Annotated in this window: 14 protein-coding genes and 1 pseudogene; 9 read left to right on the plus strand and 6 right to left on the minus strand. The window is 68.5% G+C overall.

Going from position 1 to position 14,943, the window contains the following annotated elements; all coding sequences use genetic code 11:
* Nucleotides 1–34 precede the first annotated feature (34 nt).
* Genes E5CHR_RS07570 through E5CHR_RS07605 form a run of 8 tightly spaced genes read left to right on the plus strand, consistent with a single transcriptional unit; the run spans nt 35 to nt 9,662 of the window.
* A complete protein-coding gene (locus E5CHR_RS07570; protein ID WP_162579114.1) occupies nt 35–1,063 on the plus strand; it encodes a TRAP transporter substrate-binding protein in 1,029 nt (342 codons plus the stop codon).
* Nucleotides 1,060–2,457 (plus strand): FAD-dependent oxidoreductase, encoded by a 1,398-nt coding sequence (locus E5CHR_RS07575; protein ID WP_162579115.1) that lies wholly within the window; start codon nt 1,060–1,062, stop codon nt 2,455–2,457. The genes E5CHR_RS07570 and E5CHR_RS07575 overlap by 4 nt, the downstream gene beginning before the upstream one ends.
* On the plus strand, nt 2,454–3,326 hold the full coding sequence (locus E5CHR_RS07580) for a branched-chain amino acid ABC transporter permease (protein ID WP_162579116.1): 873 nt from the start codon (nt 2,454–2,456) through the stop codon (nt 3,324–3,326). The genes E5CHR_RS07575 and E5CHR_RS07580 overlap by 4 nt, the downstream gene beginning before the upstream one ends.
* Nucleotides 3,327–3,339: 13 nt before the next feature.
* On the plus strand, nt 3,340–5,175 hold the full coding sequence (locus E5CHR_RS07585; RefSeq protein ID WP_162579117.1) for a branched-chain amino acid ABC transporter ATP-binding protein/permease: 1,836 nt from the start codon (nt 3,340–3,342) through the stop codon (nt 5,173–5,175).
* A gap of 60 nt (nt 5,176–5,235) precedes the next feature.
* Complete coding sequence (locus tag E5CHR_RS07590; RefSeq protein ID WP_162579118.1) at nt 5,236–6,378, plus strand: ABC transporter substrate-binding protein; 1,143 nt, start codon at nt 5,236–5,238, stop codon at nt 6,376–6,378.
* Nucleotides 6,379–6,386: 8 nt separating this feature from the next.
* Nucleotides 6,387–7,214: an ABC transporter ATP-binding protein gene (locus E5CHR_RS07595; RefSeq protein WP_232061990.1), complete on the plus strand. Its 828-nt coding sequence runs from the start codon at nt 6,387–6,389 to the stop codon at nt 7,212–7,214.
* 19 nt (nt 7,215–7,233) lie between these two features.
* Nucleotides 7,234–8,649, plus strand: a complete 1,416-nt coding sequence (locus tag E5CHR_RS07600) for an FAD-binding oxidoreductase (RefSeq protein WP_162583618.1) — start codon at nt 7,234–7,236, stop codon at nt 8,647–8,649.
* Nucleotides 8,646–9,662: a Gfo/Idh/MocA family protein gene (locus E5CHR_RS07605; protein WP_162579119.1), complete on the plus strand. Its 1,017-nt coding sequence runs from the start codon at nt 8,646–8,648 to the stop codon at nt 9,660–9,662. The genes E5CHR_RS07600 and E5CHR_RS07605 overlap by 4 nt, the downstream gene beginning before the upstream one ends.
* A 21-nt stretch (nt 9,663–9,683) precedes the next feature.
* Here the strand turns inward: E5CHR_RS07605 and E5CHR_RS07610 are convergent, their stop codons facing one another.
* The 5 genes and pseudogenes from E5CHR_RS07610 to E5CHR_RS07630 all read right to left on the minus strand — a co-directional run.
* Nucleotides 9,684–10,265: a DUF3501 family protein gene (locus E5CHR_RS07610; RefSeq protein ID WP_162579120.1), complete on the minus strand. Its 582-nt coding sequence runs from the start codon at nt 10,263–10,265 to the stop codon at nt 9,684–9,686.
* Nucleotides 10,266–10,270: 5 nt separating this feature from the next.
* On the minus strand, nt 10,271–11,623 hold the full coding sequence (locus E5CHR_RS07615) for a (Fe-S)-binding protein (RefSeq protein ID WP_162579121.1): 1,353 nt from the start codon (nt 11,621–11,623) through the stop codon (nt 10,271–10,273).
* An 84-nt stretch (nt 11,624–11,707) separates the two neighbouring features.
* Nucleotides 11,708–12,130, minus strand: a complete 423-nt coding sequence (locus E5CHR_RS07620; RefSeq protein WP_068680194.1) for a rubrerythrin family protein — start codon at nt 12,128–12,130, stop codon at nt 11,708–11,710.
* 136 nt (nt 12,131–12,266) lie between these two features.
* Entirely contained in the window at nt 12,267–13,271 is a 1,005-nt protein-coding gene (locus E5CHR_RS07625) for an isopenicillin N synthase family dioxygenase (protein WP_232061991.1), read from the minus strand.
* A gap of 22 nt (nt 13,272–13,293) precedes the next feature.
* Nucleotides 13,294–13,704, minus strand: a pseudogene (locus E5CHR_RS07630) (amino acid ABC transporter ATP-binding protein); the annotation flags it as partial.
* Between the two features lie 55 nt (nt 13,705–13,759).
* Here E5CHR_RS07630 and E5CHR_RS07635 point away from each other — a divergent pair.
* On the plus strand, nt 13,760–14,179 hold the full coding sequence (locus E5CHR_RS07635; protein WP_162579122.1) for a group II truncated hemoglobin: 420 nt from the start codon (nt 13,760–13,762) through the stop codon (nt 14,177–14,179).
* A 92-nt stretch (nt 14,180–14,271) separates the two neighbouring features.
* Here E5CHR_RS07635 and E5CHR_RS07640 read toward each other — a convergent pair whose 3' ends face one another.
* Nucleotides 14,272–14,943 (minus strand): Smr/MutS family protein, encoded by a 672-nt coding sequence (locus E5CHR_RS07640; protein ID WP_162579123.1) that lies wholly within the window; start codon nt 14,941–14,943, stop codon nt 14,272–14,274.

Below are 14,943 nucleotides of genomic sequence, written 5' to 3' on the forward strand. Positions count from 1 at the left end.
CCCTGTCACCCGCACCGAACACAAGGAGACTTCCATGACCCCTTTCCGCTTTGCCCGCTGGGTGGGTGCCGTGCCCTGCGCCGCGCTCGCGCTTTTCGCAGCCGCCACGCACGCCGCCGACATCAAGCCGCGCACGATCAAGTTCGCCTTCGTCAACAACGCCGAGCATTCGCAGGGCATCGGTGCCAAGAGGTTCGCCGAGATCGTCGGGCAGAAGAGCGGCGGCAAGATCAACGTGCAGGTCTTCCCGGCCGGCGTGCTGGGCGGCGACCTGCAGGTCATCTCCTCGCTGCAGGGCGGGACGGTCGAGATGACGGCCGTCAGCGCCGGCCTGCTGGTCGGGCGTGACAAGGCCTTCGGGATCTTCGACTTTCCCTTTCTTTTCGCCAACGCGAAGGAAGCCGATGCCGTGGTCGACGGGCCCTTCGGCAAGCGCATGAGCGAGCGCGCGCAGTCGCAGGGGCTGGTCAACCTGAGCTGGTGGGACATCGGCTTTCGCAGCATCGCCAACACCAAGCGCCCGATCGTGAAGGCCGAGGACATCAAGGGGCTGAAGATCCGCGTGATCCAGTCGCCGATCTACGTGGACTTCTTCCGGGCGCTGGGGGCAAATCCCGTGGCCATGCCGTTCTCGGAGCTGTACACCGCCATGGAAACGCGCACCGTCGATGCGCTGGAGAACCCGATCTCCAACGTCGAGGTGAACAAGTTCTACGAGGTCTCGAAGTACCTGTCGATCACCAATCACATGTACAACCCGATGATGATCCTCTTCAGCAAGAAGATCTGGGACCAGTACACGCCCGACGAGCGCGAGCTCCTCACGGCCGCGGCGGAGGAGGCGAAGCTCTATCAGCGCAAGGTGTCGCGCGACCAGGACGCGCAGTCGCTGGCCACGGTCAAGAAGGCCGGCCTGCAGGTGAACGAGGTCGCGCCGGCCGAACTGGCGAAGATGCGGCAGATGGCGCAGCCCGTCATCGACAAGTTCAGGAAGGAAGTCGGCGAGGACGTCGCCGACGCCATGGACAAGGCCGTGCAGGACGCGCGGACGGCCGCCAAGTGACGGCGGCCAGGCACATCGAGGAGCCGGCGCGCCGCACGCCGCTGGTGGAGGACTACGCGGTCATCGTGGCCGGCGGCGGCACGGCCGGCGCCATCGCCGCGATCGCGGCCGCGCGCAATGGCGCACGCACGCTGCTGGTCGAGCGCGGCGGCTTCCTGGGCGGCCACATCGCGTCGCAGCTGCTGGAGCACAGCGCGGGGTGGTTCGATGCGCGCGGGGAACGCATCGTCGCGGGCCTGCCGCAGGAGCTGGTCGACCGGCTCGTGGCCGCGGGCGCATCGCCCGGCCATGTGCGCGACGACACCGGCTACACGCTGTCGCGCGTACCGGTGAACCACGAGCTCTTCAAATCGGTCGTGACTGCGATGTGCCATGAGGCCGGCGTCGACCTGCTGATGTTCTCCCCTGTGGTGCAGGCGCTGCGCGAGGGCGATTGCCTCCACGGCGTGATCGTGGAGAACAAGTCCGGCCGCACCGCGTACGCTGCCCGCGCGGTGGTCGACTGCACCGGCGATGCCGACGTGGCGGAGCGCGCGGGCTGCAGCTTCCTGTCGCAGCAGACCGGCGCCGCCGACGCGCAGCCGGTGAGCCTCCTGTTCAAGCTCGGCGGCATCGACCATGCGGCGCTGCTCGACCACGTGGCCGCGCATCCGGACCAGTTCAAGCTCGGCGTGCCGGTGTCGGCGCTCCGGGGCGAGGACCACGTCAACCTCTGGGGCTTCGGTCCGGAACTCGCACGGGCCCGCGAGGACGGCGTGGTCTCGCTCGCGCGCAACGAGCTGCACTACAGCGGCTGGGTGCGCACCGGCGAGGCCGTGATCAACGTCACCCGCTGCGCGGTGGACGCGACCCGCGCCGACGAGATGGGCCGCGCCGAAGTGGTGCTGCGCCGCCAGATGCAGGAGTTCGCCGAGTTCTTCCGCCGCTACATTCCGGGCGCGCAGAACAGCTTCCTCTCGGCCAGCGCGTCCTGCGTCGGCGTGCGCGAAAGCCGCCGCGTCGAGGGCCGCGCCGTGCTGACCGACGACGATGTGCGCCGCGGCCGGCGCTTCGCCGACGGCGTGCTGCGCGGGGGCTTTCCGATCGACAGCCACGATCCCAAGGGCGCGAGCCTCGATTCGGCCGAGCATGTCGACAGCGGCTACGACATCCCGCTGGGCGCCATGCTGCCGCGCGGCGTCGACGGCCTGCTGGTCGCCGGGCGCTGCATCTCGGCCGAGCGCAAGGCGCTCGCCAGCGCGCGCATCACCGCCACCTGCATGGCGATGGGCCAGGCCGCGGGCACGGCCGCCGCGCTGGCCGCGCGCGAAGGGGTCGCGCCCGGGGCCATCGACATCGGGCTGCTGCAGCGCACGCTGCGCGCGCAGGGCGCCATCCTCGGAGGTGCCGCGTGATCGGGCAGATCGTGGTCAGCGGCCTCGCAATGGGCGCCATCTACGCGCTCATCGCGCTGGGCTATGCCTTCGTCTGGAAGACGATGGCGATCGTCAACTTCGCAGCCGGCGAGTTCGTCACCTTCTCCGCCTACATCTTCGTCGCGACCTTCATCACCGCGCTGGGGTTTCCGTTCCTCGTCGCAGCGCTCTCGGCCGCGGTGGTGATGGCGGTGCTCGGCGCAGTGTTCTCGCGCGTGGTGTTCGCGCGGCTGCAGGCCCAGCGGCCGCTGGTCTCGATCATCGCGACCGTCGGCTTCGGCATCTTCCTGAAGGAGATGGCGCACATCATCTATGGCCCTGAGCCGCTCCTTTACCCGAGCCCGCTGGGCGCCGGCGGCCTGACGCTGCTGGGCGTCACCATCGGGTGGCAGCACATGCTGATCCTCGGCGTGGTCGTCGTGCTCACGGCGCTGCAGCAGGTGGTGCTTCGCCGCACCATGGCCGGCAAGATGATGCGCGCCGTTGCGGTCGACCGCGACACGGCCGCGCTGATGGGCATTCCGGTGCAGAAGGTGCTGGCGGGCACCTTCGCCTACTCCAGCGTGCTGGCCGCGCTCGCCGGCATCCTGCTGGCGCCGCTCTTCTTCGTGACCACGGAGATGGGCGGGATGGTCGGGCTCAAGGGCTTCGTCGCGATGATCATCGGTGGCTTCGGAAGCATTCCGGGCGCCATCGTCGGCGGCCTCCTGCTCGGGCTCGGCGAGAACCTGGGCGCCTACTGGATCTCGTCGACCTACAAGGACGCGATCGCCTTCGTGCTGCTGCTCGTCTTCCTCGCGGCGCGTCCGCAAGGCCTGCTGCCCGAACGGCAGGCCGACCGGGCCTGAAGGACGCCACGACATGCTGCCACGCAAACTGCTGCTCGCCGCCGTGGTCCTGGGCTTCGCGGTGCTGCCCTGGGCGGGCGGCATCAACAGCTATTGGGTCCACATCCTCAACCTCACCTGGATCGCGGCCATCGCCGCGCTCGGCCTCAACATCGCCACCGGCATGACTGGCCAGATCGTGCTCGGTCAGGCGGCGCTGATGGGCGTCGGCGCCTATGCGACAGGGCTGGCGATCGTCCGCTGGGCGATGCCGTGGTGGATCGCGCTGCCGGGCGCCATGGTGCTGGCGGCCCTGGTCGGCGTCGCGATGGGCCTGCTCGCGATGCGCATCAAGGGCCACTACCTCGCGATCGTCACCTTGGCGCTCAACGAGATCTTCCGCCAGGTGGTGCTCAACGAAGACCAGGTCACCGGCGGCCCGATGGGGCTGCGCGACGTGACCCCGCCGACGCTCTTCTCGCCGCTGGGCGCTGACCTGGACCTTCAGCTCTACCTACCGCTGCTGCTCGCGATGATCGCCGTCTACGCGATCGCGCTGCGCCTTTACGGCCGCCGGCTGGGGCGGCAGATGCGAGCGGTGCGCGACGACGAGCTCGCCGCCGAATCGATGGGCGTCAACTCGCGCGGCACCAAGATCCGGTCCTTCGTGCTGTGCAGCGTGTTCGGCGCGCTGGCCGGTGGCCTCTACGTGCTCGTCAACGGCTTCATCTCGCCGAACAATTTTCCGATTGCCGAGAGCATCCGGCTGCTGCTGATGACGGTCATCGGCGGCCTCGGCTCGATCGGCGGCACGGTGCTCGGCGCTGCGGTGGTGACCATCCTGCCGGAAGCGCTGCGCGAGCTGCAGGCCTACTACATGGCGGCCTTCGGGATCGGCGTAGTGGTCGTGCTGCTGGTGGCGCCGCGCGGCCTCGGCGTGCTGGGCGACTGGCTGCTCGCGCCCTGGCTGCCGCTCATCGAGCAGGGCCGCCAGCCCGGCGGCGTGCTGGCGCTGCCGAAGGACGATGCGGCGCCCCGCGCATCCATCGCCCCGCGCCCGCGCGCGCCGGGTGCGGACGCGAAGCTGCTGATGCAGGTGCGCGGCATCGCCAAGCATTTCGGCGGCGTGTACGCGCTCGACAAGATCGACTTCGATGTGCGCGAGGGTGAAATCCTCGGGGTCATCGGGCCCAACGGTTCGGGCAAGTCGACCTTCATCAACACCTGCTCGGGCATCGTGCGCGCCGACGCCGGCACGGTCTTGCTCGACGGCGAGGACATCACGCGGCTTGCGCCCTGGGACATTCATGCGCGCGGCGTCGCGCGCATCTTCCAGAACGTGCGGCTGTGGGATTCCATGACCGTGCTCGAGAACGTGATGCTCGCCTGGCGTGCGCCCGCGTCCGGCGACAGCGAGGACGCGGCCCGCAGCGCGGCGCAGGAGGCGCTCGACGCCATGGGCATCGGCTTCCTGGCGACCCGCCGCGCGGGCGATCTCTCCTTCGGCCAGAGCCGCCTCGTGGAGCTGGCGCGCGCGATGGTGACGCGCCCTCGCTTGCTGCTGCTCGACGAGCCCGCCGCAGGCTTGCGCGGCGGCCTGGTCATGGAACTGGCCGACATTCTCCAGAAGCTGCGTGCGCAAGGCACCACCGTGCTGGTGGTCGAGCACCGCATCAAGCTCGTGATGGCGATGTGCGACCGGGTGGTCGTGCTGAACCTGGGCGAGAAGATCGCGGAGGGCACGCCGGCCGAGATCCAGGCGGACCCCGCAGTCATCGAAGCCTACCTGGGCGAGCGAGCCGGCTATGACGCGGCACTGCCGGCCGGTGAAACCGCACCGGCGGCCGAGGCGCTCGCACGCTCTGCCTGAAGGAAGCGACACATTCAAACCCTGGGGCATGCACGGCCCCGCCACAAGAACGGAGACCCTATGAACATCAGCCAACGACCTCTCGCTTCGGCATTCGCCGCGGCCCTCACGCTCGCCGCGGGCTTCTCGGCCATGGCGCCCGCGCTGGCGCAGGAAGCCGTCACCATCGGCGCAGCGGCCCCGCTGACCGGGCCGCGCGCCAACCTCGGCCGCTATTTCAAGCAGGGCGTCGACCTGGCGGTGGAAGAGATCAACAAGGGCGGCGGGGTGCTGGGCAAGCCGCTGAAGGTGGTCTACGAGGACGACCAGGCCGACAACCCCAACGTGGCGATCAACGCCGTCAACAAGCTGGTGAAGATGCACAAGGTGACCGCCTTCGTCGGCCCGCACTTCTCGGTCGCGCAGCTCGCCACGCAGAAGATCTACTGCGGCAACGCGGTGTCGGTCACCGGCGCGAGCGGCGTTCCCGTGACCAGCAACAACTGCAAGACGGTGATCCGCAACCGTGCCAACGACAACCTGCAGGCCAAGGCGCTGGTCGAGTACGCGCGCAACACGCTGAAGATCGACAAGCTGGGCGTGCTGTCGATCAACGACGATTTCGGCAAGGCGGGCGCCGCCCGCGTGATCCAGCAGATCGAAGCCGCCGGGCTGAAGCCGGTACGCGTCGAGTCGCACAACCCGGAAGACAAGGACTTCTCCGCCCAGCTCGGGCGCCTGCGCGACGCAGGCGTGGGCCTGGTGATCATGTGGACGCACGACAACGAAGCCGCGCTCATCGTGCGCCAGGCCAAGCAGCTCGGCCTGACGATGAAGTTCGCGGGCAGCACGTCGCTGAGCCAGCCGGTGTTCGTGAAGCTCGCGGCCGATGCCGGGGAAGGGGCGCTGAGCTCGAGCGACTTCGTGCCCGGCAACCCCGACCCGGCCGTGCAGGAATTCGTCAAGAAGTACGAAGCCCGCACCAAGACCGAAACCGAGCTCTATGCCGCCACTTACTACGACGCGACCTGGCTTCTCGCCAAGGCGATCAACCAGGCCGGCTCCACCGATCCGATGAAGATCCGCGAGGCCTTCGGCAAGATCTCGCACAAGGGCGTGCTGGCCGACTACCGCTGCGAGGCCAACGGCGACTGCAACCACCAGATCAACATCATCGAGGTGCAGAAGGGCCAGCCGGTGGTGAAGACGACGGTCAAGTTCTGATGGAGGCAATGCCCGCGATGCCTGCGATGCCTGCGATGCCCGCGATGCCCGCGATGCCCGCGATGCCCGCGATGCCCGCGATGCCCGCGATGCCCGCGATGCCCGCGATGCCCGCGATGCCTGCGATGGTCCTGGAGATCCGCGCGGCGGACGCGTACTACGGCAAGGCGCAGATCCTGTTCGGCGTCAGCGTGTCGGTGCGCAAGGGCCAGGTGGTGTCGCTCATCGGCGCCAACGGTGCCGGGAAGTCGACCACGCTCAACCTGGTGATGGGGCGGCTGCGCGCGGCGAAGGGCGCCGTCGAGCTCGAGGGCCGCTCGATCGCCGGGCTCTCGACGGAGGGCATCATCGCGGCGGGCGTGGCCTGCGTGCCGCAGCGCCGGCGCATCTTCTCGACACTCACCGTGCTCGAGAACCTCGAGGTGGGCGCGTACGTGCGGCGCAAGGACCCGGCGGCGGTCGCGCGCACGCTCGACGAGGTCTACGCGCTCTTCCCGGTGCTTTCCAGGAAGGCGCACATGATGGGCGGCGTGCTGTCCGGCGGCGAGCAGCAGATGCTCGCGATCGGGCGCGGGCTGATGTCGAACCCTTCGCTGCTCTTGCTGGACGAACCGTCGATGGGCATTTCGCCCAAGCTCACGACCGAGATGTTCGCCGACATCCGGCGCATCGCGCAGACCGGGCGCACCGTGCTCATCGTCGAGCAGAACGCCTACGCCGCGCTCGGCATTTCCGACCATGGCTACGTGCTGGAGAACGGCGCGGTGGCGCTCGAAGGGCCGGCTGCCCGATTGATGCATGACGACTATGTCCGCCAGACCTACCTCGGCGCCTGAGGCCGGCGCGACCGGGGAGATGCGCCGCGACCGCACCGAGACCGCACGCAAGGTGCAGGCCTTGCTGCCCGCGCTGCGCGAGCGGCTGGGCGACCGCGTGTCGGTGGCCACGGCGGTACTCGACCATCACGGCGGCGGCGGGGAGGGCGTTCCGATCAGCAGCCCGCCCGATGCCGTCGTGTTCCCGCTCGACAACGAGGAGGTGGCATTCATCGCCCGCCACTGCTTCGAGGCCGGCATCCCGATCGTTCCCTTCGGTACCGGCACTTCGCTGGAGGCGCACGTGACGGCGGTGCATGGGGGGCTCAGCGTCGATCTGTCGCGCATGGACCGCATCCTCGACGTCAGCGCGAATTCGCTGGATTGCCGGGTGCAGGCCGGCGTGAAGCGGCTGCAGCTGAACGCCGGCGTGCGCGACCTGGGGCTCTTCTTTCCCATCGATCCCGGCGCCGACGCGAGCCTCGGCGGCATGGCGTCGACGCGCGCCTCCGGCACCGCCGCCGTGCGCTACGGCACGATGCGCGACGCCGTACTGGGCTTGACCATCGTCACGGCCGACGGCCGCATCGTGCGCACCGGCACGCGTGCGCGCAAGACGGCAGCCGGGCTCGACCTGACGCGGCTCTTCGTGGGCAGCGAAGGCGTGCTGGGCATCATCACCGAGATCCAGCTGCGCCTCTGGGGCTTGCCCGAGACGGTGCAGGCGGCGGTCTGCCAGTTCAGCGACCTGTCGGCCGCCGTGCAGACGGTGATTGCGACGCTGCAGGTCGGCATCCCGGTCGCACGCATCGAGTTGCTGGACGCCGTGCAGATGGCCGCCTGCATCGCCTATTCGAAGCTCGAAGGCATGCAGCCGCTGCCGACGCTCTTCATCGAGTTCCACGGCGGGCCGGCCGCGGTGCGCGAGCAGATCGAGACGCTGGAGCAGATCGCCGCCGACGCGGGAGGCCGCGGCTTCGAGTGGGCGCAGCGGCCGGAAGACCGCAGCCGGCTCTGGAAGGCGCGGCATGACGTGACCTATGCCAACCTGGCGCTGCGCCCGGGCTGCAGGATGATCGGCACCGATGCCTGCGTGCCGATCGCCGCGCTGGTCGAGTGCATCGGGCAGACGCTGGCCGACGTCGCCGCGAGCGGCCTCGTTGCGCCCCTGGTGGGCCACGTGGGCGACGGCAACTTTCATCTCGGCATCGTCTTCGATCCGGCGAGCGAGGACGAGCGCGCGCGGGCCGAGGCGCTGGCCGAGCGCGTGGCGATGCGCGCGATCGGCTTCGGCGGGACCTGCACAGGCGAGCATGGCATCGGCCTGCACCGCATGCATCAGCTGGTGGCCGAGCACGGCGAAGGCGTGGACCTGATGCGCGCGGTGAAGCGCGCGCTCGATCCGAAGGGCATCATGAATCCGGGGAAGATGATCCTAGAGACAGGAGCGACATGAGCAGCACATTCACCGGCTGGGGCTTCATTGGCGCCAGCACCGTTGCACGCGAACACATGCTGGCGGCGGTGCGCGCGCAGCCGGGCCACGACGTGGTGGCGATCGCGAGCGGCGACGCGCAGCGTGCCCGGGCATTTGCCGACGAGAACGGCATCCGGACCGCCGTGGACCGCATCGAAACGCTTCTGGCCGACCCGTCTGTGCGCGCGGTCTACATCAGCAGCACCAACGAGCAGCACCGCGACCAGGCGCTGGCCGCCATCGCGGCGGGCAAGCATGTGCTGTGCGAGAAGCCGCTGGCGATGACCGTGGACGACGCGAAAGGCATGGTCGCGGCGGCGCGCGAGGCGGGCGTGGTCTTCGCCACCAACCATCACCTGCGCAATGCCGCCACGCATCGCAAGGTGCGGGAGCTCATTGCGGAAGGCGCCATCGGCAAGCCGCTCTTCGCGCGGGTCTTCCACGCGATTTACCTGCGTCCGCAGGTGCAGGGGTGGCGCATCCACAGCCCCGAAGCAGGCGGTGGCGTGATCTTCGACATCGGCGTGCATGCCGCCGACACACTGCGCTTCGCGCTGGCCGCGGAGCCGGTGGCGGCGGTCGGCATGGCGCAGGCCGGTTTCCTGTCGCAGAACGGCGTGGAAGATGGCGTGATGGCGGTCCTGCGGATGGACAACGGCGTGCTGGCGCAGATCCACGCGGCCTACACGGTGCGCCATGCGGACACGGGCTTCGAAGTGCATGGCGAGAGCGGTTCCATCGTCGCGCGCAACGTGATGATCGTGCGAGCGGGGGGTGAGGTGCTGTTGCGCGACGCGCAGGGAGAGCGCGCGGTACCGGTCGAGCACGAGGGGCTCTACACGATCGGCGTGCGGCGCTTCTGCGAGGCGATGGCAGGCCGGGGGAGCCCTGCCGCTACCGGCGAGGACGGCGTGCGTTCGCTCGAGACCGCAATCGCAATCGCGCAAGCCTGCAGGACCGGAACGCTCGTGCAGATTGCGGCGCCGGGCTGAACGGCGAGCGCGGTCGCCAGCTCAGCCTCCCAGGTCGCCCGCCAGGTTGGCCAGCGTTTCCGGCGCGATCACCGTCATCGCCGGATAGTTCGTGTGGTCGCAGCCCAGCTTGACCTGCGCGCCCGCCCGCACTGCCGCACGCGCCGCGTCGTCGAACTCGAAGCGCAGGAAGTGCACCGCCGACGTCTTCTCCGCGGTCTCGCGGCCCAGGTCTTCATCGGCAATGGCGTAGACGCGCCCATGGCCCTCGACTTCGACGAACATGCGCTCCGCCACGCCGATCAGCCGCGCAAGCTCGCGCTTGCGCTCGTGCACGTCGGTGTACTCGATCAGCATGGTCGCTTTCCAGTTGCTGCCATCGGGCACCAGCGGCAGGTAGGCCTCGATCTCGCCGCGGATGCCGTCTTCCTCGAAGATCTTCTCGATGTGCAGCATTTCCTGGATCTGGCGGCGGATGGTGGTTTCGTCCTCGAACTGCACGCTCACATGCTCGCCCAGGCGGACCGTGCGCAGCTTGCGGTGGGCGATGAATTCCGGAGCGCTCGACTTGCGGATCTTCGCGTAGGCCTCCAGCGTCATCAGGGTGTCCGGCGTGATGGTCATCGTCGCTACTCCAGGCCATAGGCCATGCGCACGAGGCTCAACGGGTGCTGCAGCTTCGCCGCTGGCAGCCCGTCCTGCGCCATGCCCTGCGCGATGTGGTGGCCGGCCAGTGCGCAGTCGGAGCTGATGTAGTCGGGCTCGTTCTTGGCCATGGCCTTGAACACCGGTTTGCCGATCTTCATCGCCACCGCGTGGTAGGCGCTCTTCACGCCGTAGGTGCCGGCGTGTCCCGAGCAGCGCTCCACCGTGTTGAGCTGCACCGGCACGGTCTGGCCGATCAGCTTAAACATCTCCTCGGTCTTGCGGCCGATCTTCTGCACCCGGCCATGGCAGGGGATGTGGTAGCTGAGCCTGCCCAGCGGCGTCTTGAAGTCGGTCTTGAGCAGGCCGTCCTTGTGGCGCGCCACCAGGTACTCGAAAGGATCGAACATGGCCTGCTGCACCAGCTTCACGTCCGCGTCGTCGGGGAAGAGCAGCGGCAGCTCCTGCTTGAACATCAGCGTGCAGGACGGGATGGCCGTGAGGATGGCGAATCCGTCCTTCGCGTACTTCGCCAGCACGGGGATGTTGGCCTCCTTGTGCTTCGCCACGCCTTCCAGGTCGCCGAGCTCGAACTTGGGCATGCCGCAGCAGCTTTCCTTCGAGACGACGATGTACGGGATGCCGTTGTGGCGCAGCACCTTGATCAGGTCGAAGCCGATGCCGGGCTCGTTGTAGTTCACGTAGCAGGTCGAGAAGATCGCGACCTTGCCGGGCGTGCGCTCGCCGTCGACCACCGGCTGCGCGTCGTCGTCCTTGGGGGCGCTCCAGCGGAAGCGCTGGGTGGCAAGGTCGGGCAGCCACGCATCGGGATGCACATGCAGGGCGCTGTCGAGCAGCTTGCGCATGGGTTTCGTGCGGTTGAGCGCGTTGACCGCCTGCACGACCACAGGTATGCCGGCAAGCTGGCCGTGCACATCGGTGGAGGCAAGCAGCTTCTCGCCGCCGGCGACCCCGCCGTTCCTGAACTTGATGGCCTTGGCGCGCAGCATGGTGTGCGGGAAGTCGACGTTCCACGGATGCGGCGGCACGTAGGGGCACTTGGTCATGTAGCAGAGGTCGCACAGGTAGCACTGGTCGACCACGCTGCCGTAGTGCCTCGGGTCGACGCCGTGGACCTCGCCATCCTCGGTCGCGTCGACCAGGTCGAACAGATTCGGGAAGGCCTGGCACAGGCTCACGCAGCGACGGCATCCGTGGCAGATGTCGAAGATGCGTGTCATCTCGCGCTCGCACGCGGCCTGGTCGTAGAACTCGGGGTTCTTCCAGTCCACCGGGTGGCGCGTCGGCGCCTCGAGATTGCCTTCTCGATTCGTCATGGGATAGCCGTGGCGTGGCGCGCGGCGTCAGCGGGTGGGGAGCCGGTGCAGGAAGCCCGCCCGCGCAGCGCCCGCGTGGGCGCCTCAGTCGACCAGCGCCTCGAGCGCCTTGGTGTAGCGGTTGGCGTGCGAGCGCTCGGCCTTGGCCAGCGTCTCGAACCAGTTGGCGATCTCGTCGAAACCCTCTTCGCGGGCCTGCTTGGCCATGCCCGGGTACATGTCGGTGTACTCGTGGGTCTCGCCAGCGACGGCTGCCTTGAGGTTCAGCCGGCTGTCCCCGATCGGCAGGCCGGTCGCCGGGTCGCCCGACCCGTGCTCGAGGAATTCCAGATGGCCGTGCGCATGGCCGGTTTCGCCTTCGGCGGTGGAGCGGAACAGCGCTGCGACATCGTTCTGGCCTTCGACGTCGGCCTTGTTCGCGAAGTAGAGGTAGCGTCTGTTGGCCTGGGATTCGCCTGCAAAGGCGTCCTTCAGGTTCTGCTCGGTTCTCGATCCTTTCAAGTCCATGGCTGTCTCCTCGGATTGGCTAGGCATGCAAGTGGAACCGTCGCTACCGGCGGCAGCGGCGCCACTGCAATCTACACCATGCGGCGAGCTACGGCATATAAAGCCTCAATAAGGATCATTGAGGCAGGCAATGAGATCAGCCCGGCAGCACGGCTCCGCCCAGCTGCGGGAACACCTTGGCCACCTTGGCGAGCAGGTAATCGCCGTAGATGCCGTCGAAGGCATGCACGTTGGCATGGTCCCAGCGCGTGGCGCTGTCGTCGACCACGGCAGGCCGGGGCAGGCCTTCGATGGGCTTCACGCGCGCGTGGAAGTTGGGGTCGAAGAAGAGGGGAAAGGACAGCCGGTCGCGGCCCGAGGTGTTGCGCAACACGCGGTGCGGCGTCGAGCGGTAGAGGCCGCCGGTCATGCGGTCCAGCATGTCGCCGATGTTGATCACGAAGGCGTCGGGGATGGGCGTGGCGTCGATCCAGCCCTTGCCGGTGCGCACCTGCAGGCCGCCGATGTCGTCCTGGCGCAGGACGGTGAGCAAGCCGTAGTCGGTGTGCTCGCCCACGCCCCAGGCGACATCGAGGCCCTCCGGCACCGGCTGCGCCGGGTAGTTGAAGAGACGAAACAGGATGAGCGGGTCGGCCGTGTAGCGCTCGGCAAAGTACGTGGCTTCGAGGCCCAGGCTCAGCGCGATGCCTTCCATCAGCTGATGGCCCAGCTGCGTGGCCGCGGCCATGTAGTCGAGGATGGTCTGCCTGAAGCCGGGGACGTCGGGGAAGAGGTTGCGGCCGTGCACGGGCGTGCGCGCCAGCACCAGCGGATCGTCCTCGGGCAGTTCGGTGCCGAGGTACAGCCCTTCTTTCCAGTCGGGGCGGCCCGAGGTGAGCTCGCCGCCGGTCGGAAAGTAGCCGCGCCAGGCGCGCCCGCCCAGTTCCATGCGCCACTGCATCTTGGTGGCCTCGGGGAGCGCGAAGAAGGCGCGGCTCAGGTCTTCGAGGCGCCGAGTCAGCCCAGGGTCGACACCATGGCCGCTGACATAGAAGAACCCGTGCGCACGGCAGGCCCTGCCGATCTGCGCAGCGACTTCAGCCTGCCCCGGTGCCCGTGCCACCAGCGGCGCGATGTCGATCACGGGCAAAGAAGGGTTCAAGGCGTTCATCCTGGGCAGCGTATCAAACGGCATGGGCGAAGAGCGTGCGGATGTCGGCAAGAAACTGGTGCGCGCGCGGGTGTTGCGGCCGGTTGAAGAAGTCGTCGGGGGTCGCGCGCTCCAGCACGCGGCCGGCATCCATGAAGAGCACGCGATCGGCAACGTCGCGCGCAAAGCCCATCTCGTGGGTCACGACCACCATGGTCATGCCCTCGCGCGTGAGGTCGCGCATGACCAGCAGCGCTTCGCCGACCATTTCGGGGTCGAGCGCGCTGGTCGGCTCGTCGAAGAGCATCAGCGGGGGGTGCATGGCCAGCGCCCGCGCGATTGCCACGCGCTGCTGCTGTCCGCCCGAGAGCTCGGACGGAAAGGCATCGGCCTTGTTGGCCAGGCCGACGCGCTCGAGCAGCGCCATCGCACGCTCCGTGGCTTCGCAGGTACAAAGCCCGGGCGGCGAAATTGCGCTTTCACATATGCATACTGGCGTCATGCAAATGCAGGAAAAGCCCACTTTCGACACACCCTTCGAGTGGATCGGCGGCGAAGAGAAGGTGCACGCGCTGGTCGAGCGCTTCTACGACCTGATGGAGCTGGAGCCGGCCTATGCGCAGCTGCGCGCGGTGCACGGAGCGTCGCTCGACAACGCGCGCCAGCGGCTGTTCTGGTTTCTCTGCGGCTGGCTGGGCGGGCCGCAGCACTACACCGATCGCTTCGGGCATCCGATGCTGCGGGCGCGGCACCTGCCGCAGAGCATCGGGGGGCACTCCATCGGCATCAAGGAGCGCGATCAGTGGCTCGCATGCATGGACCAGGCGATGGGTGAAGTGGGTGTCGACGAGAAGCTTCGGGAGCGGCTGCGCGCGTCGTTCTTCCAGACGGCGGACTGGATGAGGAATTCACCCACCTGATCGGGGCTGCGGGTTGTCTCCGGGCGACCGTGCGCAAGCGGCCGGGCACGGACATGAGCCGGGCCGTCCTGATGCGCCCGCAGTTCCCGCGCTTACGGCATGGCCGCGCCCGCACGCCCAGGCCGCAGCAAAACCACCACCGCCCCCGCGCCCCCTTCATCAGCGCGCGCCTGCACGAAGGCAAGCACCTCGTCCTTCTGCATCAGCCAGCTCTGCACCTTGCCCTTGAGCACCGGTGTCTTGCCGGGCGAGCCCAGGCCCTTGCCGTGCACCACGCGCACGCAGCGCCAGCCGCGCCGGGTCGCATCGCGCAGGAAGGCAGCGAGCGCCTCGCGCGCCTCGTCGCGGCGCAGGCCATGCAGATCGATCTCGCCCTGGATGGTCCAGCCGCCCTTGCGCAATTTGCGCGTGACGTCCGGGCCGATGCCGGGCCTGCGGAAGCTCAGGGCGTCGTCGATGTCCAGCAGCGTCGTCGCATCGAATTCATCGCTGAGCGCTTCGTGAAGCACGCGTTGCTCGTCAAGTTGCTGCTGCACCGCGATCGGCGGCGGCGGCTCGGGTGCCAGCGGGACAGCGGGCCGGCTGCGCAGCGGCTGCGTGATGCCGATGGCGCGTGAGAACAGGTCCTGGTCCGCGGCACGCTTCTTCTCGGCCGCGGCGGATGCGGCTGCTTCGGCGGCTTCGCGCTGGCGCTGCTCGGCCAGGGTCTTCTGCACGCCTTTGAGCTCGGCGAGGCTCTTGAGGGCTTTGTGTTTGCTTGGCAT

Origin of the sequence: Variovorax sp. PBS-H4 (assembly GCF_901827205.1) — a bacterium.
Lineage (GTDB): Bacteria > Pseudomonadota > Gammaproteobacteria > Burkholderiales > Burkholderiaceae_C > Variovorax.

Bases quoted from the DNA above. Each gene is read 5' to 3' on its own strand.
- E5CHR_RS07570 (WP_162579114.1), top strand. From the start codon at position 35: ATGACCCCTTTCCGCTTTGCCCGCTGGGTGGGTGCCGTGCCCTGCGCC.
- E5CHR_RS07585 (WP_162579117.1), top strand. From the start codon at position 3,340: ATGCTGCCACGCAAACTGCTGCTCGCCGCCGTGGTCCTGGGCTTCGCG.
- E5CHR_RS07590 (WP_162579118.1), top strand. From the start codon at position 5,236: ATGAACATCAGCCAACGACCTCTCGCTTCGGCATTCGCCGCGGCCCTC.
- E5CHR_RS07595 (WP_232061990.1), top strand. From the start codon at position 6,387: ATGCCCGCGATGCCTGCGATGCCTGCGATGCCCGCGATGCCCGCGATG.
- E5CHR_RS07600 (WP_162583618.1), top strand. From the start codon at position 7,234: ATGCGCCGCGACCGCACCGAGACCGCACGCAAGGTGCAGGCCTTGCTG.
- E5CHR_RS07605 (WP_162579119.1), top strand. From the start codon at position 8,646: ATGAGCAGCACATTCACCGGCTGGGGCTTCATTGGCGCCAGCACCGTT.
- E5CHR_RS07610 (WP_162579120.1), bottom strand. From the start codon at position 10,265: ATGACCATCACGCCGGACACCCTGATGACGCTGGAGGCCTACGCGAAG.
- E5CHR_RS07615 (WP_162579121.1), bottom strand. From the start codon at position 11,623: ATGACGAATCGAGAAGGCAATCTCGAGGCGCCGACGCGCCACCCGGTG.
- E5CHR_RS07620 (WP_068680194.1), bottom strand. From the start codon at position 12,130: ATGGACTTGAAAGGATCGAGAACCGAGCAGAACCTGAAGGACGCCTTT.
- E5CHR_RS07635 (WP_162579122.1), top strand. From the start codon at position 13,760: ATGCAAATGCAGGAAAAGCCCACTTTCGACACACCCTTCGAGTGGATC.
- E5CHR_RS07640 (WP_162579123.1), bottom strand. From the start codon at position 14,943: ATGCCAAGCAAACACAAAGCCCTCAAGAGCCTCGCCGAGCTCAAAGGC.